Origin of the sequence: Paenibacillus polysaccharolyticus (assembly GCF_900102085.1) — a bacterium.
GTDB lineage: Bacteria > Bacillota > Bacilli > Paenibacillales > Paenibacillaceae > Paenibacillus > Paenibacillus polysaccharolyticus.
Map to the genome: position 1 here is coordinate 21,156 of NZ_FMVM01000022.1, position 19,342 is coordinate 40,497.

Here is a 19,342-nt window from a genome sequence, read left to right on the forward strand (position 1 = left end):
CTTTGCATTAAGGATGAGAATGGAGCGATGACTGTGAAAACCAAATCCGGAGGGCTCAGAAAAACATTGCCGCTACTGCTGCTCGCTGCTCCTGGTCTGTTATATTTTCTAATCAACAATTATTTGCCAATGGCCGGTATCTTTATCGCGTTCAAGGATGTGAACTATGCCAAGGGCATATTCGGAAGTGATTGGGTAGGCTTTGATAATTTCAAATTTTTATTCCAGACGAGTGATGCCTGGATTATGACTCGCAACACCTTGTTATACAATTTGGCGTTTATCGTACTGGGGACGATGCTGTCGATCTTGATTGCAATTCTAATGTCGGAATTGTTAAAAAGCGTTTGGTCTAAGCTGTTCCAGTCGGGACTTGTTTTACCTAACCTGATTTCGATGGTGGTTCTGTCCTATATCGTGTTTGCCTTCCTGAATGCAGACAGCGGTTTTATTAACAATTCAATATTGAAACCCCTTGGTATTCCAGAGATTAACTGGTATTCCGAGGCCAAGTATTGGCCCTATCTGCTCGTGTTTATACAATTGTGGAAAACAGCTGGCTACGGTTCCATTGTGTATATCGCCTTTATCTCCGGGATTGACAAAAGTATCTATGAAGCGGCCAAGATCGACGGGGCGGGCAAACTCAAGCAGATTCGCATGATTACGCTACCTTTATTGAAGCCAACCATTATTATACTGACCCTGATGTCCATTGGGCGCATATTCAACTCCGACTTCGGCTTGTTCTATCAGGTGCCGATGAATGCCGGAGCGCTGTACAGCACAACGCAGACCATTGATACGTATGTGTACCGGGCGCTAATGCAGGTCAATGATATTGGGATGTCAGCGGCTGCTGGCTTGTATCAATCGGTTGTGGGTTTCATTTTGGTCATGGCTGCGAATGCAATTGTCAAAAAGGTAAATCCTGAAAATGCATTATTTTAGGGGGAAACACGAGTGATACAAACTAAAGGTGAACGCGCTTTTCATGTGTTTTCCATCGTCGCTATGGTTATGTTTACGTTACTGGCATTTCTACCATTTATGCTGATCATCATGGCATCCTTTACGGAAGAGTCCTCGTTAATTCGTAACGGTTACAGTTTCTTTCCTGAAAAAATGAGCGTAGATGCTTATGTATACATGTGGTCTTCTGCTTCTACATTTGTGCGGGCGTACGGTGTATCTTTTCTTGTTACTGCATTGGGAACGGCATTGGGACTATTAATTACCAGCATGCTGGCTTACCCGATGTCGCGCCAGGATTTCAAATATCGCAATGTGCTGGCGTTCATTGTATTTTTCACGATGTTGTTTAGCGGAGGAATTGTACCTTCCTACATTCTGTGGACGAAATACTTTCAGATCAAAGATACACTGGCCGCCCTGATTATCCCGAATCTATTAACGAATGGATTTTATGTACTGCTTATTCGAAATTTTTATAAAAATAATGTACCTGTTGAATTGATCGAATCCGCTCAGATTGATGGAGCTTCAGAGCTCCGTATTTTCTACCGTATGATGCTACCTCTGTCTGTGCCTGTACTGGCAACAGTCGGACTGTTTATGGGACTGGCGTATTGGAATGACTGGATTAACGCCCTTTATTTTATTACGAAGCCCCAGTACTATGGAATACAAAACATGCTGATTCGTCTGATGAATAACATTCAGTTTCTCAAGTCAGGTCAGGCCAGCAGTATGCTTGGGGCCAATGCTGCTGATCTGCCAAGTACGGCAGTCCGCATGGCGATGGCGATTATCGGTATATTGCCTATTCTGGTCGTATTTCCTTTCCTTCAGAAGTACCTGACCAAAGGTATCATTGTGGGTGCAGTTAAAGGTTGATAACCATTTTAAAATTGTAGGGGGAATCCACGTGAATGTACAGCAAGTGATGGAGACGGTTATGCAGGATTCCTGTGGAGATCAGCGTCTATCACCAACGGGCGATGTTCTTGTTACAGGAGAAGCGGACACTGTAGTGACAGGCATTGTGACGACGTATATGGCAACGGTCGAGGTTATTCGGCAGGCTCATGCAGCAGGAGCTAATCTGATTATTACACATGAGCCTACCTTTTATACCGGGGCAGATCAGCTCGACTGGATACAGCAAGATCCGGTATATGAAGCCAAGCGCAAGCTTATTGAGGATTACGGAATGTCGATCTGGAGATATCATGATTATATGCACATGGCGAAGCCAGATCGAATCTACACAGGTCTAATTCGGGAGCTGGGCTGGGAGTCAAACCAGGTCGATTTTGATTATCCGTGGATCTACGAAGTTGAACCCGTGCGGCTTGTTGATCTGGCTCATGAGTTAAAGCAAAAGCTAAAGATGGATGTACTGCAAATAGTGGGAAGCCCGGATATGACATGTTCCCGCATTGGAATCCTTGTGGGAGGTGGAAGTCTGGGATTAGGCAAGGAATCGATGCCGATGGAACTGATGAAAGAACAGCAACTGGACGTGATGATCTGCGGAGAAATCACGGAATGGACGTTGTGTGCGTATGTTAATGATGCATCGATGCTTGGGTTAAATAAGGCTATGTTAGTCATCGGTCATGAACGAAGCGAAGAATGGGGAATGAAACATATGGCGGGATGGTTACAGCCGCTTGTAGGGGATATTCCGGTTCATTTTATCGATGCAAAAGAACCGTTCCTATATTTGTAACACAATCAACAACATTCAGATGTTCCTAGAATGAATTGGGAAAGGGAGCTTACATAGAACTGCGTCTGAAATCAAACAATGAGAACACCACGTTTGTAGGAGGCTGCAGGATATGATACGAAATCAAGCGAAACAGGGATATTCGGTTAAAATAACGTTTCAAATGCGGTTCTTCCTGTGTTTCATCATAGCTGTTATTGGAGCAGGAGGAACTGGGGTTTCTGCCAGGCCAGCCATGTTACCGGAGCCGGCTTCATCATCATCTCAGTTCAATCGAATGGCCATCATCATCGATGATGTGGGCAACGATATGAAGGGCACAGCAGAAATTCTCGATATGCCTGTGAAGCTGACTGTGGCTGTGATGCCTTTTTTGCCAACAACGAAGAAGGATGCAATTGCTGCACATGAGAAAGGGATGGATGTGATTGTGCACATGCCGATGGAACCCAAAAAAGGAAAACCGGAGTGGCTTGGCCCAGGGGCAATTACATCCAATCTGACAGATGAGCAGGTTCGCCAGCGGGTTGAGAAGGCAATTGATGATGTGCCTTATGCCATCGGCATGAACAATCATATGGGTTCTAAAATCACATCGGATAAACGCATTATGTCCATTGTACTGGATGTATGCCTGGAACGCGGCCTCTTCTTTGTGGATAGCCGTACGAATTTTCGTTCCGTGGTTGGCGATCTTGCCATAGCCAAAAATATGCCGCCTGTGGGCAATGACATTTTTTTGGATGATCAAAATTCAAAGGCACATATTCGCAAGCAACTTGATTTGGCTGCTCAGCGAGCAGTTGAGAAGAAAAGCTGTGTTGTCATTGGTCATGTCGGTCATACAGGCATGAATACTTCGGCAGTGATACGGGAGTCGGTCTCCCGCCTGCAGAATCAAGTTCAGTTTGTAGGAATCGGTGATATGGTAAGGGATGTATGGCACTGGCAGGCCGCACCTACACTACCGACAGATAATAAATAATACCATCCGCAATCGACTGGGCAATTCGCTTTTGCTCTGCCGGGTCACTGATTCTGGCCCGGTCGGCTGGATTGCTTAAAAATCCGGTCTCCACAATGACCGCCGGATGTTTCACATAATTTAGCATGTAAAACGGTTTGCCCCAGACCACTTCACGGTGTGTACCGCATAATTGGTTCATGGCATCCTGGATCGATTGTGCCAGCAGATAACTTCGGCCCTCTTTCTGATGAAGCACTACCGGGCCGTGCGTAGCTGAACGAGGGCTCCAGTTGGCATGAATGCTAACGACGATATCGGTGCTGACTTCCTCACTAAGGCTTTTGCGCTGTGCGAGATCCCTGATGTGACGTGAGCGACTGTTTAACCAACGGTTCTCATCACTAAGTGCGTAATCACCTAGACGGTTAATGATGACGGTGTAACCTTTGCCGCGAAGCAGTAAGTATATCTTTTGACTGATCGCTAAATTAATGTCTTTTTCCAGAACACCTGCTTCGGATGTTCCTCCGTCAATACCACCATGCCCAACATCCAGCAGGATAACAGGTGCTGCAAAAGCGTGATGGCTTGAGCGATAAGCATCCCCGTCGGTAATGGGCATGATGGATGGCAGATTGGCAGAAGGGTCCTGGCGAATCAGCACGGAAGCGTAAGAGAGACCGGAAAGAGAATAAACACTGACCAGCAGAACTGTAGAAATCGCCAGTATTAGCTTAAGCATCGAATTACACACTCCTTCAAGATGTAGGTGTCGAAGTAAAAGAGAGGCAGGATGGATACCTTTGGCATTAGACTGTGCATTTTAGATCATTTCATACGCTATTTGCACAAAAAAATGTTTAGTTCAATCACGTCTTGCGCACAATAGGGATAACGTTAGATCACGAATGTGCGGAAGAAGAGGAGGCTGCTATATGGCTAAAAGTGATGAACTGGTTAAATATATTACGCAACGTGTGGTACATTACATCGACACGCCGAAGGATGAGCGAAAGGAACGGAGAGCACAAAGCAGAAGGAAAGAACCCTGGTCCATGAAATGGTTTGGCATGATTCCATTTGCGGTATCCTTATGGGTAGACAAGAAAAAACGAAGATCAGAGAAGAGTTGAACCGCTTCCTTAAAAAAGATGAACACGAGTGCCAATTCAAGAAGACGCAATCCTGTATTAGGATGCGTCTTTTTATGAATCATTTTGAGTTATAAGAAAGATTATGAGTGCATGTGCTAAGGATTAATCTTGTAGAAATGTCCATCATGCAAAAGTTTGTTCAAGGGAATGAAGCGTTGTGTGGAGTTAAAACCACCAAGACCAACGTAAAGATCAAACGTTGAACTTGCAATACTCCATATCTGGTATCCGCTTACTGGCAAAGGACCACCGTAGAACAGATTCCATTCTTCTGCTGAGAAGACAAGGGCTTCACTATGGTTCTGCTGAAGCTGTTGCTTCACTTGAGAGGGTTGCAGAGGTTCAGATATCAGCCAGGTTAGTTGAGATGAAGGGTCAAAAGCAGGCTGTAGAATAACAGGACTCGTATGAAATCTTGTTGGTTCAGGTATGGCTATCTGTTGTTGCAACTCCTTCAAGTTGAAAAATTTCGTTCCAGAGCCAGTCTCTACACGTTCTAACCGATCAGCCGGCAACAAGTCTCCATTGGATGCATCAATGTACATCGCGGGATGATTTACACGTTCCACTTTCCAATAAGCCAAAAGAGGAGCAGCATATCGACGTGTAATCTTATCACCAGCAGTTTGTAATATTTTCATATTCAAACCCTGTCGTTCCAGAGCCTGTCCTAGTAGCTCGTTATTATATAGTGCTTGTTCTCCCTGACCATACTCACTGAGAAGGAGCTCCCCTTGCGGAGTTGTGGAAATAATCATATATCCAACGGGCTTGTCCTGAATGCTGGCATGCACAAACCAGCCATGGTTACCTGGCCCTAATGGATAATATTCAAGCTTCGCTGCAAGCCAATCTGGATTGGAGGTACCAAGTGCGCTCACTTGCAGTTGCGCGAATTGCTCTACAGAAGCGGGTGCAAACCTGTTAGTTGGTGCCGCTGCATGAGTCGTCGGCCAGATGGAGAGAAGAGCAAAGCAGATGATCATGCTCAAGAAGACCGATAGGCAATGCCCGATATTTCGTCGTTTTGACCGGGGCCGTTTTTTCATCGTAAACACCTTCTTCCTGACTTCATTGTAGAGGATAGGGGGTGCAAAGGGTGCTGCAACCTGTCGGTTCAACGGTTATGAATAAACACTACTTTTGCCAGCATTTGCAGGAAAAGTAGTGTCTTCGTCTTATCTTAAGTGAAACATGCCGCTGCTTATGGCAGTGACCTTCACCTTCGGCTCATATTGCCAGATCATCTCAGTTCGCCTGTTCTCATACTGCAGTTTCATCGCTTCACGATCTATGACCGCCTGTTTTGCTTTTTCTTGCTCAGGGTCTACATCATCTTGCGTCTGTTGTATTGTAGATTCGGCGGCCATTTCCACGTCAGATGGGACCGGTTCTAATATGCCGCGAACCCGATTAAGAACAGGACGAACCGTTTCAACCTCAGTTACCTCAGTAACCTCAGTAACCTCAGTAACCTCAGTAACCTCAGGCATGTCTTCTCGCAGTACGGCTTCATAGTAGGCGTCCACCACATCGAGTTCGAGTTGCAGGCGTTCTTTCGCTTTTTCCGCCCAGCTATAATCGAGCCTGCTTAAGTGAGCGGTGAGATGTGATTCGAGAGTAGCCCCTGCATCAGCGAGCGAAATTTTCGGTGACTGGGCATGCATATTTTCAGCCAGTCTTGGACTGAGATCACGCCGGCTCAGCTTGCTTCCGAACTTTTCGATGATTTCACCCGATCTTAGTGAAATGCCAAGGAAGTGTAATTCCTCCCGTTTCAGGTCACAAGCAAACTCGACTTTAAAACAAACCCCTAGCCAAGGTTCGTACACAGCCGGAGATGTGGCCCTGATCTGGCGTTTGGCGGCTTGTTCAAACAGGTTTACGAAGGCGCCACCTTCGCGGGCTGCGGCAAATATCTGCTGTAATCTGCGGCTACCATACACAACATCTTCTCGCAGAATGCGTCCGGGACCAAGCTGCGGCATGGAAGGCGTGATGCCAAAATAACGTCCGAGTATCGTTTCTTTCGGAGCATCAGGTGGCGTTTGAACAGGCTGAGACGCTTTGGCCTTGGCTTCCGCCGCCTCAGTGATCTGCTGATAAGCTTCCGGGTCAAAAACAAAAGTAAATGACATGGTCTCAGGCTCCACCCCTACACGCTCCACAAATCCCCAGTAATACGGACGGTTCGTTAATGCCTTGTCTGCTTCAGGTGATAATTTAACCGTCACATGAGCAGGTGACCGCTCCATGATCTGGCAATCCAAAGCTTCCAGATAAGTCAGGACGTAAGCCTGGATCTCATGCGGTGACATTGTCATGGATATCAGTTGCCCCCTTTGTGAAGATCAAGTTTGGTGATTAAAGGCACCTCGTCAGCAACTTCGCGCTGAATTGTGTTCAGCGACTGTCCGAGCGAGTTCATTTTACGGCGAATATCCTCTTCGTTCTGCGATTCCAGCATAATTTTGTACAGACTCTTTTCGATCGATTCCTTTTTCTCCAGCCGTTCGAGAATGACATCCAGTCCACCGATGACCATCTCGAACATATTAATTTTTTCATGCAACAGATGCAGGATATGTTCCTCAATCGTACCTTTCGTAGACAGGTTGAAAATGTTAACGTCATTCTGCTGACCGAGCCGATGAACCCGGCCAATCCGCTGTTCTACGCGCATCGGGTTCCACGGTAGATCAAAGTTAATCATATGGTGACAGAATTGCAGGTTGATGCCTTCACCACCAGCTTCCGTTGCAATCATCGCCTGAACACGGCCACGGAAAAGATCCATCATCCAGTCCTTTTTGCCTCGATTCATCCCGCCCCGATAGGGAACAGCCGTTAGCCCGTTGTTACGAAAATAATTCAGCAGGTATTCCTGCGTCGCTCGGTATTCCGTGAAAATAATGACTTTTTCATTCATATCTCGAATCAGTTCCATCGTTTTTTCGGCTTTTGTATTTTCTTTAATCGCCTTGATATGAGCCACCAGTTCCCAGATTTTATCCCGCAGTGGAGAATCCAATGGTAGCTTTTTGGACAGATTGACGAGTGTTACAAACACAGCGTCCCGACTGCTACAGACTTCCCGTTGCAACGTAACGAGGGAAAGCATGCTGCTAAGGTTGCCGCCTGCTTCCTGGTATTGATCTTTGACAAACGAGGTTACCCCGTCATAGAGTGCTTGCTCTTCAGGCGAAAGTTGCAGATCCACGTTAGAGACGTTGCGTTTTGTAAATTGCACGGGGCCTTCGCCACGCCTGTTACGGATCATGACTTTGGACAGCTCATCTTTGAGCTGCTCCTGATTTTTGGGCACACGTTTATCGACGACAAAGTTGGCGGCAAAATCGCCTTGACGACCAAGCTGACCGGGCTTCAGCAGGTTAATGAGATTGAAAAGCTCGCTCATGTCGTTCTGCACAGGCGTAGCAGTGAGTAGCAGGCAGTATTTTTTGCGTAATTGCAGCATGAATTGATAATTGGTTGTTTTTTTATTTTTGAGTTTATGTGCTTCATCAATGATGATCATGTCATAGTCCATACTTAGTAACATATCTTTGTGCGGGTCTCTCTTGGCAGTGTCCATAGAAGCAACAACAACGTCATTTTGCCAGGAATAAGCCTTTTTCTGTGCAACTGCCGGGATGCCAAATTTGGAATTGAGTTCACGTACCCATTGCAATACCAGAGAAGCGGGGACAAGAATTAACACTTTAGATACAAGACCACGAACCATATATTCTTTCAAAATCAGGCCAGCTTCAATCGTTTTGCCCAGACCTACTTCGTCGGCGAGAATGGCTCGGCCTGACATTTCGAATAATACTTTGCGTGCCGTATCCATTTGGTGAGGAAGTGGGGTCAGATCTTGCAAATGTTTCAGACATTGAATTTCGTCAAAGTTCGGAATGAGATTCGTTTCTTCAGCCTGAATACCGAGTTGAAAGAGTCGGTAATCCCCCCAAGGACCGCCCTTGTCCAAACGAGATTCAAGCTGTTCCAGCCAGCTTCGATCAAACTCAAGAGGAACAGGTAAGTCAGCTACAGGTTGATTCATATGATGCGGATGTTTCCGGTTCATGATGCTTCCTCTCCGTTCTTGTGTTATTCGTAGGTAATAGTATGGACGAAGGAAGGCAAGTTCATAACCCGTTTCAGAGGATCTATGATATAGATCACATAGAAAATCAACATATAGTGTAGTATAATGGTTATAAATCACTACATGTAGTATATAGGCATAAATTATTCTCAAAGACAGCACTTGATTTAAAATGAACGGTTTATTCGGGGAGGTTGATTGCAGAGATGGCATCCAACAATACAGGAACGAACCAACAAGTGAAGCATCATGAGAACAAACATAAGCTGGAAGGGCTCAGCGAGAAAATATTTCTGGATCGGTACGCATGGAAGGACGCCGATTCAAATCATGCAAAAGTCGGAGATATTGTACTTGTATTAACGAAAGGTGATCCCAAGTTTCCGGTGAAGGAAGTTGGTGAGATTGTTGAACGGCAGGCACAACTAGTTAAAGTGCGGACACGTAGCGATACGATCATCGAGACCCATGTGGAAAAGTTGACACTTACGATAGAGAAAACACCGGAAGAGATGTGGGATCGTCTTGCCCGAGCGATGGCAGCTGTTGAATCGACACCTGAACAACAGGCTGTTTGGGAGAAGAAGTTTCGCTTGGTGCTGGATGACTGGAAACTGGTTCCTGGTGGACGTATTGCTGCAGGTGCAGGGGCCAGTAATGAGTTGACGCTGTTTAACTGTTATGTCATTCCTTCTCCGCAAGACAGCCGGGGCGGCATCATGAAGACGTTGACCGAAATGACTGAAATTATGGCTCGCGGCGGTGGCGTGGGTATCAATCTGTCATCCCTTCGTCCGCGGCGGGCTGTGGTGAAAGGTGTGAACGGCTCGTCCAGCGGATCGGTATCCTGGGGCGGTTTGTTCAGTTATACGACGGGGCTTATCGAACAAGGCGGTAGCCGCAGGGGTGCGCTGATGCTGATGATGAACGATTGGCACCCGGACGTGCTGGATTTTATTACGGTTAAACAAACGATGGGGCAAGTGACCAATGCCAATCTGTCGGTCTGCGTAAGCAATGCGTTCATGGAGGCTGTGAAGCAGGACGGTGATTGGGAGCTTGTTTTTCCCGATACGAGTGACCCGGACTATGATTCGGAGTGGGATGGGGATCTGGGCAAATGGAAAGCGTCAGGCCGTAACATTATTCCGTATCGTACCGTGAAAGCACGAGAAATATGGCATACGATTATTGAATCCGCCTGGAAATCAGCCGAACCCGGTGTGGTATTTATGGAGTATTACAACCAGATGTCCAACAGCTGGTATTTTAATCCGATCATCTGTACTAATCCTTGCTTCCATCCTAAAACAAGAATAGCTACCCAATATGGACTTATAACAATTGAAGATCTGTATAGAAGAAAAACAGGAGAGTTTTTTATGGTAGGTACGGATAATCGACTTATCGAAAAGGCCAAAGTTGTTGGCGGTCGTTCATACGAAATACCTGGATTACAGATGAGATCAGCAACAGTGTTTCCAACTGGAAAGAAAGAGACCATTAAAATACATCTACAAAATGGAATTGAAATTAGTGTGACTCCTGAGCATCAGTTGTACACTAATTTTGGGTGGAAACAAGCCAAGAACCTAGACTCTGAAGACTATGTTTATATTCAGTCAGCTGAAGGTGGATTTGCAGAAGAAGATCAACTTGGAGAGGAATGGGGATTATTTTTAGGGTGGTTAATTGGTGATGGATGGGTTTCTGTCCGTGGGGAAGTAGGCATGGTTTTTGGAGCTGACGATGAAGAGGTGATACCGCATCTTATAGATGTCGGTGAGAAAATATCAGGAATAAGGGCAAAGATCTATCAAAGAACAAATGGAACAAAACAAGTTTACTGGTGGAGGAAAAACTTAGTTTCACAACTAGCGAGTATTGGAGTAACTTCAGCAAAAGGACCGGAGAAAGTGGTTCCCGAGTTGATATTTACATCCTCGAAAAAAACAGTGACAGCTTTTTTACAAGCTTTGTTTAGCGCTGATGGTACTGTATATGAAAGAGATGAAATGCATCGAACAGCAAGATTAACTTCTAGCTCTAAAAAGTTGTTACAAGGTGTTCAGTTGCTGTTATTGAATTATGGAATCAATAGTTCAATTTATGCTCGACCTAAATCTTCACAATCTTTATTCAATTACACAACAAAAGGTGGAGAATTTAGGACTTACCAGAGTAAGGGTTTCTACGAGTTGATAATATCAGGTAACAATCTACTTTGCTTCAAAGAAAAAATAGGTTTTAAATATGTTACGAGGAAACAACAGGCTCTAGAGCGAATTGCAAGACCGTCAAGAAAGTCAGAAAAGTTTATGTCGAGAGTGAAGAAGTTGGAAAAAGGAGAATACGTCACTGTATATGATATAACAGAGCCAGTTACACATTCCTTGATTGCTGGTGGAGTTGTGGCTCATAATTGTGGTGAACAGGGCCTTCCAGGCTGGGGCGTATGTAACTTGTCAGCAATCAATCTGTCCAAATTTTATGATGAAACAAACCACGATGTGGCATGGGAAGAGCTGGCGGAAACGACGCGCATTTCGGCAAGATTTCTGGACAATGTGATTGACGCGACGCCGTATCATTTTGAAGAAAATCGATTAAATCAGCAGCGTGAACGCCGGGTGGGGCTAGGCACCATGGGACTTGCTGAGCTGATGATCAAACTGCGTATCCGTTATGGCAGTCTTGAATCGCTAGATTTTCTCAATAAACTGTATGGATTTATGGCAAAGGAAGCCTATCTCGCTTCAGCGGAGATTGCCGCGGAGAAAGGTGCGTTCCCGGCGTTTGAGGCAGAACCTTACTTACAGAGTGGATTTATGAGACAGATGACGGCGACGTACCCGGAGGTTGGAGAGGCGATCCGTCAAAAAGGAATTCGTAACGTGACGCTGATTACTCAGGCGCCTACGGGAAGTACCGGAACGATGGTGGGCACATCGACTGGCATTGAGCCGTATTTTGCTTTTAAGTATTTTCGCCAGAGCCGTCTTGGGTATGATGAACAGTTTGTGCCGATTGCCGAGGAGTGGCTGGAGCAACATCCTGGTGAATCCCTACCGGATTATTATGTGACGGCGATGGATCTTTCGGCTGAAAATCATATTCGCGTGCAAGCTGCCATTCAGAAGTGGGTGGACAGTTCGATCTCAAAAACGGCAAACTGTCCGGCTGATTTTACGGTGCAGGATACGGCAGAGCTGTATGAGCTAGCTTTTGATCTAGGTTGTAAAGGGGTAACGATCTATCGGGACGGCAGTAGAGATGTTCAAGTACTTTCTACTTCGAAGAAAGAAGACACCTCAGCTATTGAAGAGCAGAATGCGGATAAAGAGGAATTCAACAGCCAGGTAGCTGAGTCCGTTTCGGTAGCAAATCCGGTGTATGCAGGGCGAGAGTCCAGCTTGCCAGACTTGGGAGAACAGACTACGGGTGTGGTGGATAAACAATATAAACGCCGTCCACAAGTATTGCGCGGAGCAACGTATAAGATGCATACGCCGTTTGGCATGGCTTACATTACGATTAATGATCTGGACGGAACACCGGGTGAGATTTTCCTCAACGTAGGCAAGGCAGGCTCGGACGTGTTTGCGATGGCGGAGGCACTGGGCCGGGTGTGCTCTCTATTCCTGCGATATGGCTATCATGGTCATAAGGTGGAGTTGCTTATCAAACATCTGAAAGGCATCGGAGGTTCAGGGGCTATTGGTTTTGGAGCTAACCGTGTGGAATCCATTGCGGATGCCGTCGCGAAAGCGTTGGAAAGCCATGTTCAGATGAATGAGGATATTGGAGTGAAGAATCCGAACAGTGCTAAGCGTATGAACAGCAGCAACAATACAAAGGAAGTTCTGCTGAACACGCAGACACCGACCTCACAACTGGACGATGCTGGAGGTGAGGGGCAAAAGACTTCTATGCAATCTATCGACTTATGTCCTTCATGCGGCTCGGCGTCCTTGATCAATGTGGAGGGCTGCAAAACATGCAGTAACTGCGGATACAGCAAGTGTAATTAAGTTATTCCAGAACAAATCTAGAGTAAATTGTTGCTCTAATGAGCCTGAACAGGGATGTTCAACCTAAAAAGTGTACAGACGAAGTGCTGACATACCAGCACTTCGTTTTTTTGTTGTTGCTAGACTTCAATTGAACTGCCTAGACGTCTTTAGGTCTCTTTAGTCAACGGTGTACATTGAATCTAGTTTCATCTGAATTATTTATTCATTAGACATCCCTTTAATCTTAAATATGTTAAAATAAGGACGGTGTTCTTACAAATCCAGTTAAAAGAGGTACATATTCCGTTTAAATGAATGTTCATGTCAGGTTCTGGACGAAGGAAGGAGGTAGCATCTATCATGAATAAACATTGGAAAAAGTACTTGTTTTTGTTTGCTCTGATCGTGCCGATCTCAGTAGGTACCATTTTTACGCTCCCATATCACCATCGATATATTGCAGTAGCTCTATTTCCACCTCTATTTTGGATGCTCTACTATTCATGGATCACATTAGAAAGAAAACGGGATCGTTAGTAAAGGGTGGTGGAAAGGTGACAATGAAGGCGTTATTAACATTAAAAGAAGCTTCTAAGAAATACGGCGGCCGAGAAATTTTAACAGATGTATCGCTTGTGATTAGCCAAGGAGATTGCATTATTATAAGAGGAAACAACGGTTCCGGGAAAAGTACGATGCTCCGAATGGTGAGTGGATTAATTCCATTAACGTCGGGTCAAAGGTTACTTGAGCATACGAATCTAGTGATTGGATATACCCCGGATCGATTATCGAAACTAAGGATGACTTCGACGGAGTATCTGACACATATGGGCAGAATATCAGGTATGACTAAGAAAGAATTGAAAGAACGTATCAAGGAGTTGCATGATTTGTTTCGTCTTGAACAGAGTGATCAGTTGAAGATGAGTCATTTCTCAAAAGGAATGTTGCAGAAAACAAATGTAATGCAAGCTATGATTAAGCAGCCAGACCTTCTGGTATTAGATGAGCCTTTCTCAGGATTGGATGAAGAGTCAACAGGGCATTTGCTACATTCTCTGAACAAAATTAAGGAAGAAGGGACATCGATTTTGGCAGCGGTGCACGATCCGTTATTAGCAAGTCAATTGGAAAGCAACACATACTGGATTCATCAAGGAAGACTGAGTAAGGAGAGTATACATACGTCTTCTGAGCAGAAGGTTGTATATTTTCAGCTGGAAGGCAGCATAGATTTAAGCGTTGTTGATCATCTTCTTGAATTTTTCCCCGATATTACATATAAAAGAAGTGAAAATGGTTATATGGTCATGACTTTTATGTATAAAGATTATCGTAGTTTTTTACCCGAATTTATAAATAAAGGTGGAGAGATTGTTAGTCTAACGAGAAAGGAGCTAGGCTAATGATTTCATTACTGTCATATTTACATACTTGTTTCATGCGTTCTTATCGCTATGGTCCGGCTACTTTTGTATTTTTTATGGGGATTATTTTCGTATACAGTGTCGTTCCGAATCCAGTAATGGCTAGTTATGCATTTTCAACAACATTTATTTTTATTATTTCTGTTGTCATTTGTTATGCGTTGATTGATATGGAAACGACAAATCAGGAATCGGTTACGGTGTTGCATAGTGGCGGTTTGGTAAAACTTTATGTTGCGAAATTGTTATATTGCTGGCTTTTTACGATTCCACTCGCTCTGTATGCCGTTTCTTTCCCAGCCATTTTTCAAAAGTTTGATCGAACTCCGAGTGTTGAAGAGCTAGGCATGGCCCTGATTTATCATTTGGTTTCATCTTGGCTTGGAATTGCTTTAGCCTGCTGGTTTAGTTCTAAGTTTGTTCGTTCCCGCGTCATGTCTTTTTTAATGCTGAGTGTGCTCATTGTTATTACACTTTCTGTGCAAGGTATAGAACAGATGTTGCCAGACGGATTTACACCAATGATTTATCTGTTGCCTCCTCTAAGTAGTACTATAGATGTGTTAATTAATTATGATGCACAAAGTCTATTTAAGAAGCTAATGGTAATAATTATACCGCTCGTATATGGTGCGATTACAGCAGGATTATTTGTTTTAATGATTCACAGACGCAAGCTGGATGCAATGCATTGATATTCTCGTTCCACCTCTAGAGTCCTAGGAAGGAAGAAGCAATTATAAGCAAAACTTTCAATCCGCTCTGAGTTAGGTTTATAATGGATAGTGGCTGCTGAGCAAGTCGGCGGCCTTTTTCTATTGAATAAGTTCAGGTAATTATGTCCAGTCGATGAAAAGCACTATATTAAACATTAAATATAGAGTATGATTTTACAGCTGATTATGCTGGCAGAAAAGGTTACATCGGTTAAACGGGTTTGTAACTATTCTTGTCAATTATGAAGTTGTTTTGAGGCGTATAATGCTAAACGTAATCGTGAAATCACGAGAAAATATAAGTTAGATTCACAATCAATACAACTAAATCTATAGGCAGTTCGTCTTCTTTATGTTGTAAATGAAAGATGGAAGGTGCAATACGTATGTTAATAACAACTAGAATGAGCCAGTGTAACAGGATGCCCCGATCTCGATGGATGTGGACTCGCAGTAACAAGGAGGGGCGCGCATGTCACAATCAGTGAAAAAAAAGAGGCATATGAACGGACTGGATGGCTTACGAGCCATCGCGGTACTTGGCGTGATTGCTTATCATTTAAATTTGGATTTCATTCCGGGCGGGCTGCTCGGTGTAGGTATATTTTTTGTTCTGTCAGGCTATCTGATTACCGATATTTTGTTATCCCAGTGGCGGGAACATGGGCGCATTGCGCTTGGAGATTTCTGGTTAAGGCGGTTTAGGCGGTTGTTGCCTGGCATGCTAACCATGACAGCGGTTGTGATGCTCTGGCTGTTATGTACAGACTCGTCCCGGCTTGCTTCACTCAAAGGGGATATCTTATCCGGTGTTACGTACATAAGTAATTGGTGGTATATCTTTCACCATGTTTCGTATTTTGAAAGTTTCGGTCCACCATCACCTTTTGGACATTTCTGGTCACTGGCTGTTGAGGAGCAGTTTTATCTGCTTTGGCCGCTTCTGTTAATTGCAGCGATCGTTTTGTTCAAAAGAAAGGGATGGCTGGTCGTCTCCATTGTCGTTGCAGCTGAACTTTCAGCTGGCGCCATGGCCATCATGTACAACCCGGATCTGGACCCGAGCCGTGTATATTATGGAACAGATACCCGTGCATTTGCCTTGCTTGCCGGGGCAGCGTTAGCTGTAGTCTGGCCAAGCCGGAAGCTGTCTGGCACATTGCCTGCGATGAATCGACTCGTATTGGACGTATCAGGAATTGCTGCCTTAGCGGTGCTAATCTATATGATGCTGAATACGAGCGAATACGACTCGTTCCTGTATCAGGGGGGCATGGTGATACAAGCGATTGCCGCAACCCTGCTGGTGGCAGTACTTGCCCATCCTTCGTCTTTGCTGGCAAGGATTATTGGGGCAAAACCATTGCGCTGGATTGGTGAACGTTCGTATGGAATATATCTGTGGCATTATCCGATTATTGTTCTGACCAGTCCTGTTGTAAATACAGGCGGTGCACATCCTGTACGTATGTTGCTACAAGTCGTTGCAACGGTTGTACTTGCATCGATGTCGCTAAAATATATTGAAAACCCGATTCGTTATAACGGTTTTCGGGATTCCTTGTCAAAACTGTGGGGAAGAGGGCGTACCTCTTTCGTTCCCCGTCAGGTATGGTGGAAACGAACAGGCCTGCTGATGACGTTCCTGTTACTATGTTATGCCATATCGCAGACGGTACTGCCAGTAGCAGCCAATTCAGATTCACATTCGGTGTCCCTGTCCACGGTGTTCAATGGCGAAAAGTCTGCTGAAGAAAAGGGTCAGGACGTTGTACCCGTTACAACAAAACCTTCGGATTCCGAGGAAAAGAATCCATCTGTTCAGTCAGGTACGGAGTCTACGTCAGACGGGAAAACGAATGGGAGTCACAAGCCTGGAACTGCATCTACAGATGGGTCTAAATCGGCCAAGCCGGACGATTCATCCAACGATAGCCGGGATCAGGGCAACTCGCCCTCTAATCCTGACAATAATCCTGCTTCCAATTCATCTGATTCAGGAAACAAAGAAACCGACCCATCGGGTTCGAAACCAGATGAAGGCACAACCGATGCAACGGATTCAGGGGCAACGGATAAACCTGCGACACCTGTCACTAAGAATGAAAAAGTCCAATATACAATTATCGGAGATTCCGTTATTCTGGATGCCAAGCCTTATCTGGAGCAGAGCATATCCGGCGTGTACGTAGATGGCCATGTCGGCCGTCAGATGTGGCAGGCTGGAGATGTGCTGAGGGATTTGAAGCGTAACAAGCAAATGGGCAATCAGGTGGTGCTTGAGCTTGGAACGAACGGTTCCTTTAATTCCAAAAATTTAAAGTCCGTACTTGATGGATTGAAGGATAAAACACGGGTTTATCTTGTCACGGTACGTGTGCCGCGTCCTTGGGAGCGAACGGTGAACAAGGCTCTGACGGATGCAGCCTCCAGTTACAGTAATGTTTCTCTTATTGATTGGAATCAGGCTAGTGAAGGGCACGACGAATATTTTGAAAAAGACGGGGTGCATCTGACCGCCGAAGGTTCTGAAGCTTTTGCAGCATTGGTGAAAAACAGTCTTCAATAACCGAACGATTAACATATAGAATCCTTTAATACGAACTTATCCAGCTATTATATCTTTGAATCATGCAATACATGTTCAGCACATGCAGTATACGTCCAATTTTAAAGTCTCTCCCTGAGAGCAATGGGATTGAAGTTAGTCTTGACTTCATGACATTGCCCAGGGAGGGCTTTTTTTGATATGTAAACAGGGAACCGATATTATTCACCCCTGCATCCGTGGATCGTCACCTTACGTTATGATAGCGTTACCATTTACAATACAGATATTAAGTGCTCAAGGGGGAGTATAACGATGTGGAAAAAATGGTTTTCAGGCATAGCGGCACTAACCTTATTCGCCGTCATTTTGGCAGGGTGCTCAAGCGGTGATTCTTCCGAAGGTGGTAGCGGCAGTGACAAAGTCACCGTGACCATCTGGCATAACTGGACAGGGCAAGACGCTAAAGCGGTAGCGATGCGTAAAATTATTGAAGATTTCCGTACCGCGCATCCAGATATCGAAGTGGTGGATGAAGGCTTGCCTACGGACGGTCTCAAAACAAGGTTACGTACGGTTGCAGCAGCCAATGAGATGCCGGATCTCTTCGTGATGTGGCCGGATGCAATGACCAAGGAGTTTGTAAAAGGAGATCTGTTGCAGCCGATCAACGCAGATCTGGATGCGAAGCCGGAATGGAAAGACAATTTTATTCCGAATGCACTGGATGGATACACAGTAGATGGAAATATTTATTCCGTTCCGATGAATCTGGCGCCCAGCTCTTTTATTTATTACAATGAGGCACTCTTCAAAGAGAATAACGTAAAGGTTCCTGAAACGTGGACTGAATTGGAACAGGCGGTTGCTTCGTTTAACGAAAAAGGAATCATTCCGATGGCTCTCGGTAATAAAACGAACTGGGTCGCCCAGTCTACCATTTTCAGTACGCTGGCTGATCGGGTGACGGGTACGGACTGGTTTTTGAAAGCCGTAGCTCAGGATGGTGCAAGTTTCACTGATCCGCAATTTGTTGAAGCGCTGAAGAAAATGCAGGAGCTTGGAAACATGAAGGCTTTTCAAGACGGATTCAACAGTATTGATGAAACCCAGATGATGCAACTTTATTTTCAAGGGAAAACGGCGATGGTCATGAACGGTGGGTGGGCGCTCGCCAACCTCGTTAACAATGCACCGGAAGAGGTGCTGAAAAATACACATATTACGATTTTGCCTCCAGTTGAAGGTGGCAAAGGTGAACCAAGAACAACATCAGGCGTTGTAGGAACGGGTCTTGGTGTTAGCAAAAAGTTGAGTGGTGCTCAAAAAGACGCCGCGATGGAGCTATTCTACGCCCTGGCTGGTCCGGACGGTCAAAAAGCTACGCTGGACAGCAGTACATTGGTCAGCTATAAGATTGATCTGGATAAGTCCAAAGCTCATCCGTTGTTTGTAGAATTGTACGATCTAATGCAGGAAGTGAAGATTACGCCGGTATACGATTCCAAACTGGGATCGGCTACGGTTGAGGTGATTAATAACGGGTTACAGGAGCTGCTGATGGGCGGCAAAGCGGAAGATATTGCAGGCCGAATTCAGGCAGCTCAAGCGAATGCGATAAAACAATAGGTTGTTTCCTGCTTCTGGGGCTGATTAACCTAACCTAAATAAAGTAAAGTACAGTTCATTCCCCTTCCCGGCAGGGGAG

15 protein-coding genes are annotated in these 19,342 nt (G+C 45.1%); 11 read left to right on the forward strand and 4 right to left on the reverse strand.

Annotation, left to right across the window (positions count from 1 at the left end):
• Positions 1-27 precede the first annotated feature (27 nt).
• The 4 genes from BLQ13_RS24780 (at position 28) to BLQ13_RS24795 (ending at position 3,680) form a co-directional block, all read left to right on the forward strand.
• Positions 28-951, forward strand: a complete 924-nt coding sequence (locus tag BLQ13_RS24780; RefSeq protein ID WP_090924376.1) for an ABC transporter permease — start codon at positions 28-30, stop codon at positions 949-951.
• Positions 952-963: 12 nt separating this feature from the next.
• A complete protein-coding gene (locus BLQ13_RS24785) occupies positions 964-1,857 on the forward strand; it encodes a carbohydrate ABC transporter permease (RefSeq protein WP_090924377.1) in 894 nt (297 codons plus the stop codon).
• Positions 1,858-1,888: 31 nt separating this feature from the next.
• Positions 1,889-2,695, forward strand: coding sequence for a Nif3-like dinuclear metal center hexameric protein (locus tag BLQ13_RS24790; protein WP_090924378.1), 807 nt, complete (start codon positions 1,889-1,891; stop codon positions 2,693-2,695).
• Positions 2,696-2,807: 112 nt separating this feature from the next.
• Positions 2,808-3,680, forward strand: a complete 873-nt coding sequence (locus BLQ13_RS24795) for a divergent polysaccharide deacetylase family protein (protein ID WP_090924379.1) — start codon at positions 2,808-2,810, stop codon at positions 3,678-3,680.
• Here BLQ13_RS24795 and BLQ13_RS24800 read toward each other — a convergent pair.
• Positions 3,655-4,404 carry an N-acetylmuramoyl-L-alanine amidase family protein gene (locus tag BLQ13_RS24800; protein ID WP_090924380.1) on the reverse strand — a complete coding sequence of 250 codons (750 nt, stop codon included), beginning with the start codon at positions 4,402-4,404 and terminating at the stop codon, positions 3,655-3,657. The two genes, BLQ13_RS24795 and BLQ13_RS24800, sit on opposite strands and share 26 nt — an antisense overlap.
• Before the next feature lie 193 nt (positions 4,405-4,597).
• Here BLQ13_RS24800 and BLQ13_RS24805 point away from each other — a divergent pair, with 193 nt between their 5' ends.
• A complete protein-coding gene (locus BLQ13_RS24805; protein WP_090924381.1) occupies positions 4,598-4,795 on the forward strand; it encodes a YqzE family protein in 198 nt (65 codons plus the stop codon).
• Between the two features lie 116 nt (positions 4,796-4,911).
• Here the strand turns inward: BLQ13_RS24805 and BLQ13_RS24810 are convergent, their stop codons facing one another.
• From BLQ13_RS24810 to BLQ13_RS24820, 3 genes are all read right to left on the reverse strand, one after another.
• Positions 4,912-5,865, reverse strand: a complete 954-nt coding sequence (locus tag BLQ13_RS24810; protein ID WP_090924382.1) for a hypothetical protein — start codon at positions 5,863-5,865, stop codon at positions 4,912-4,914.
• A gap of 129 nt (positions 5,866-5,994) precedes the next feature.
• On the reverse strand, positions 5,995-7,140 hold the full coding sequence (locus BLQ13_RS24815; RefSeq protein WP_090924383.1) for a YqhG family protein: 1,146 nt from the start codon (positions 7,138-7,140) through the stop codon (positions 5,995-5,997).
• Between the two features lie 5 nt (positions 7,141-7,145).
• Positions 7,146-8,906, reverse strand: a complete 1,761-nt coding sequence (locus BLQ13_RS24820; RefSeq protein WP_090924384.1) for a DEAD/DEAH box helicase — start codon at positions 8,904-8,906, stop codon at positions 7,146-7,148.
• Between the two features lie 227 nt (positions 8,907-9,133).
• Here BLQ13_RS24820 and BLQ13_RS24825 point away from each other — a divergent pair, with 227 nt between their 5' ends.
• The 6 genes from BLQ13_RS24825 to BLQ13_RS24845 all read left to right on the forward strand — a co-directional run bounded on the left by BLQ13_RS24825 (position 9,134) and on the right by BLQ13_RS24845 (position 19,263).
• Entirely contained in the window at positions 9,134-12,958 is a 3,825-nt protein-coding gene (locus tag BLQ13_RS24825; protein ID WP_090924385.1) for an LAGLIDADG family homing endonuclease, read from the forward strand.
• A gap of 342 nt (positions 12,959-13,300) precedes the next feature.
• Positions 13,301-13,477, forward strand: a complete 177-nt coding sequence (locus BLQ13_RS28605; RefSeq protein ID WP_167375840.1) for a hypothetical protein — start codon at positions 13,301-13,303, stop codon at positions 13,475-13,477.
• A 23-nt stretch (positions 13,478-13,500) separates the two neighbouring features.
• The gene (locus BLQ13_RS24830; protein WP_244159458.1) at positions 13,501-14,349 is read left to right on the forward strand and encodes an ATP-binding cassette domain-containing protein; all 849 of its coding nucleotides are present in this window, start codon (positions 13,501-13,503) and stop codon (positions 14,347-14,349) included.
• Entirely contained in the window at positions 14,349-15,065 is a 717-nt protein-coding gene (locus tag BLQ13_RS24835) for a hypothetical protein (protein ID WP_090924387.1), read from the forward strand. Before BLQ13_RS24830 ends, BLQ13_RS24835 begins: the two co-directional genes overlap by 1 nt.
• A 493-nt stretch (positions 15,066-15,558) precedes the next feature.
• On the forward strand, positions 15,559-17,655 hold the full coding sequence (locus BLQ13_RS24840; RefSeq protein ID WP_090924388.1) for an acyltransferase family protein: 2,097 nt from the start codon (positions 15,559-15,561) through the stop codon (positions 17,653-17,655).
• A 294-nt stretch (positions 17,656-17,949) separates the two neighbouring features.
• The gene (locus tag BLQ13_RS24845; protein WP_090924389.1) at positions 17,950-19,263 is read left to right on the forward strand and encodes an extracellular solute-binding protein; all 1,314 of its coding nucleotides are present in this window, start codon (positions 17,950-17,952) and stop codon (positions 19,261-19,263) included.
• Positions 19,264-19,342 lie beyond the last annotated feature (79 nt).

What these genes read in the sequence shown, in the direction of transcription:
- BLQ13_RS24780 (WP_090924376.1), top strand. Translation starts at nt 28, where the DNA reads ATGACTGTGAAAACCAAATCCGGAGGGCTCAGAAAAACATTGCCGCTA.
- BLQ13_RS24795 (WP_090924379.1), top strand. Translation starts at nt 2,808, where the DNA reads ATGATACGAAATCAAGCGAAACAGGGATATTCGGTTAAAATAACGTTT.
- BLQ13_RS24800 (WP_090924380.1), bottom strand. Translation starts at nt 4,404, where the DNA reads ATGCTTAAGCTAATACTGGCGATTTCTACAGTTCTGCTGGTCAGTGTT.
- BLQ13_RS24805 (WP_090924381.1), top strand. Translation starts at nt 4,598, where the DNA reads ATGGCTAAAAGTGATGAACTGGTTAAATATATTACGCAACGTGTGGTA.
- BLQ13_RS24810 (WP_090924382.1), bottom strand. Translation starts at nt 5,865, where the DNA reads ATGAAAAAACGGCCCCGGTCAAAACGACGAAATATCGGGCATTGCCTA.
- BLQ13_RS24815 (WP_090924383.1), bottom strand. Translation starts at nt 7,140, where the DNA reads ATGACAATGTCACCGCATGAGATCCAGGCTTACGTCCTGACTTATCTG.
- BLQ13_RS24820 (WP_090924384.1), bottom strand. Translation starts at nt 8,906, where the DNA reads ATGAACCGGAAACATCCGCATCATATGAATCAACCTGTAGCTGACTTA.
- BLQ13_RS24825 (WP_090924385.1), top strand. Translation starts at nt 9,134, where the DNA reads ATGGCATCCAACAATACAGGAACGAACCAACAAGTGAAGCATCATGAG.
- BLQ13_RS28605 (WP_167375840.1), top strand. Translation starts at nt 13,301, where the DNA reads ATGAATAAACATTGGAAAAAGTACTTGTTTTTGTTTGCTCTGATCGTG.
- BLQ13_RS24830 (WP_244159458.1), top strand. Translation starts at nt 13,501, where the DNA reads ATGAAGGCGTTATTAACATTAAAAGAAGCTTCTAAGAAATACGGCGGC.
- BLQ13_RS24835 (WP_090924387.1), top strand. Translation starts at nt 14,349, where the DNA reads ATGATTTCATTACTGTCATATTTACATACTTGTTTCATGCGTTCTTAT.
- BLQ13_RS24840 (WP_090924388.1), top strand. Translation starts at nt 15,559, where the DNA reads ATGTCACAATCAGTGAAAAAAAAGAGGCATATGAACGGACTGGATGGC.
- BLQ13_RS24845 (WP_090924389.1), top strand. Translation starts at nt 17,950, where the DNA reads ATGTGGAAAAAATGGTTTTCAGGCATAGCGGCACTAACCTTATTCGCC.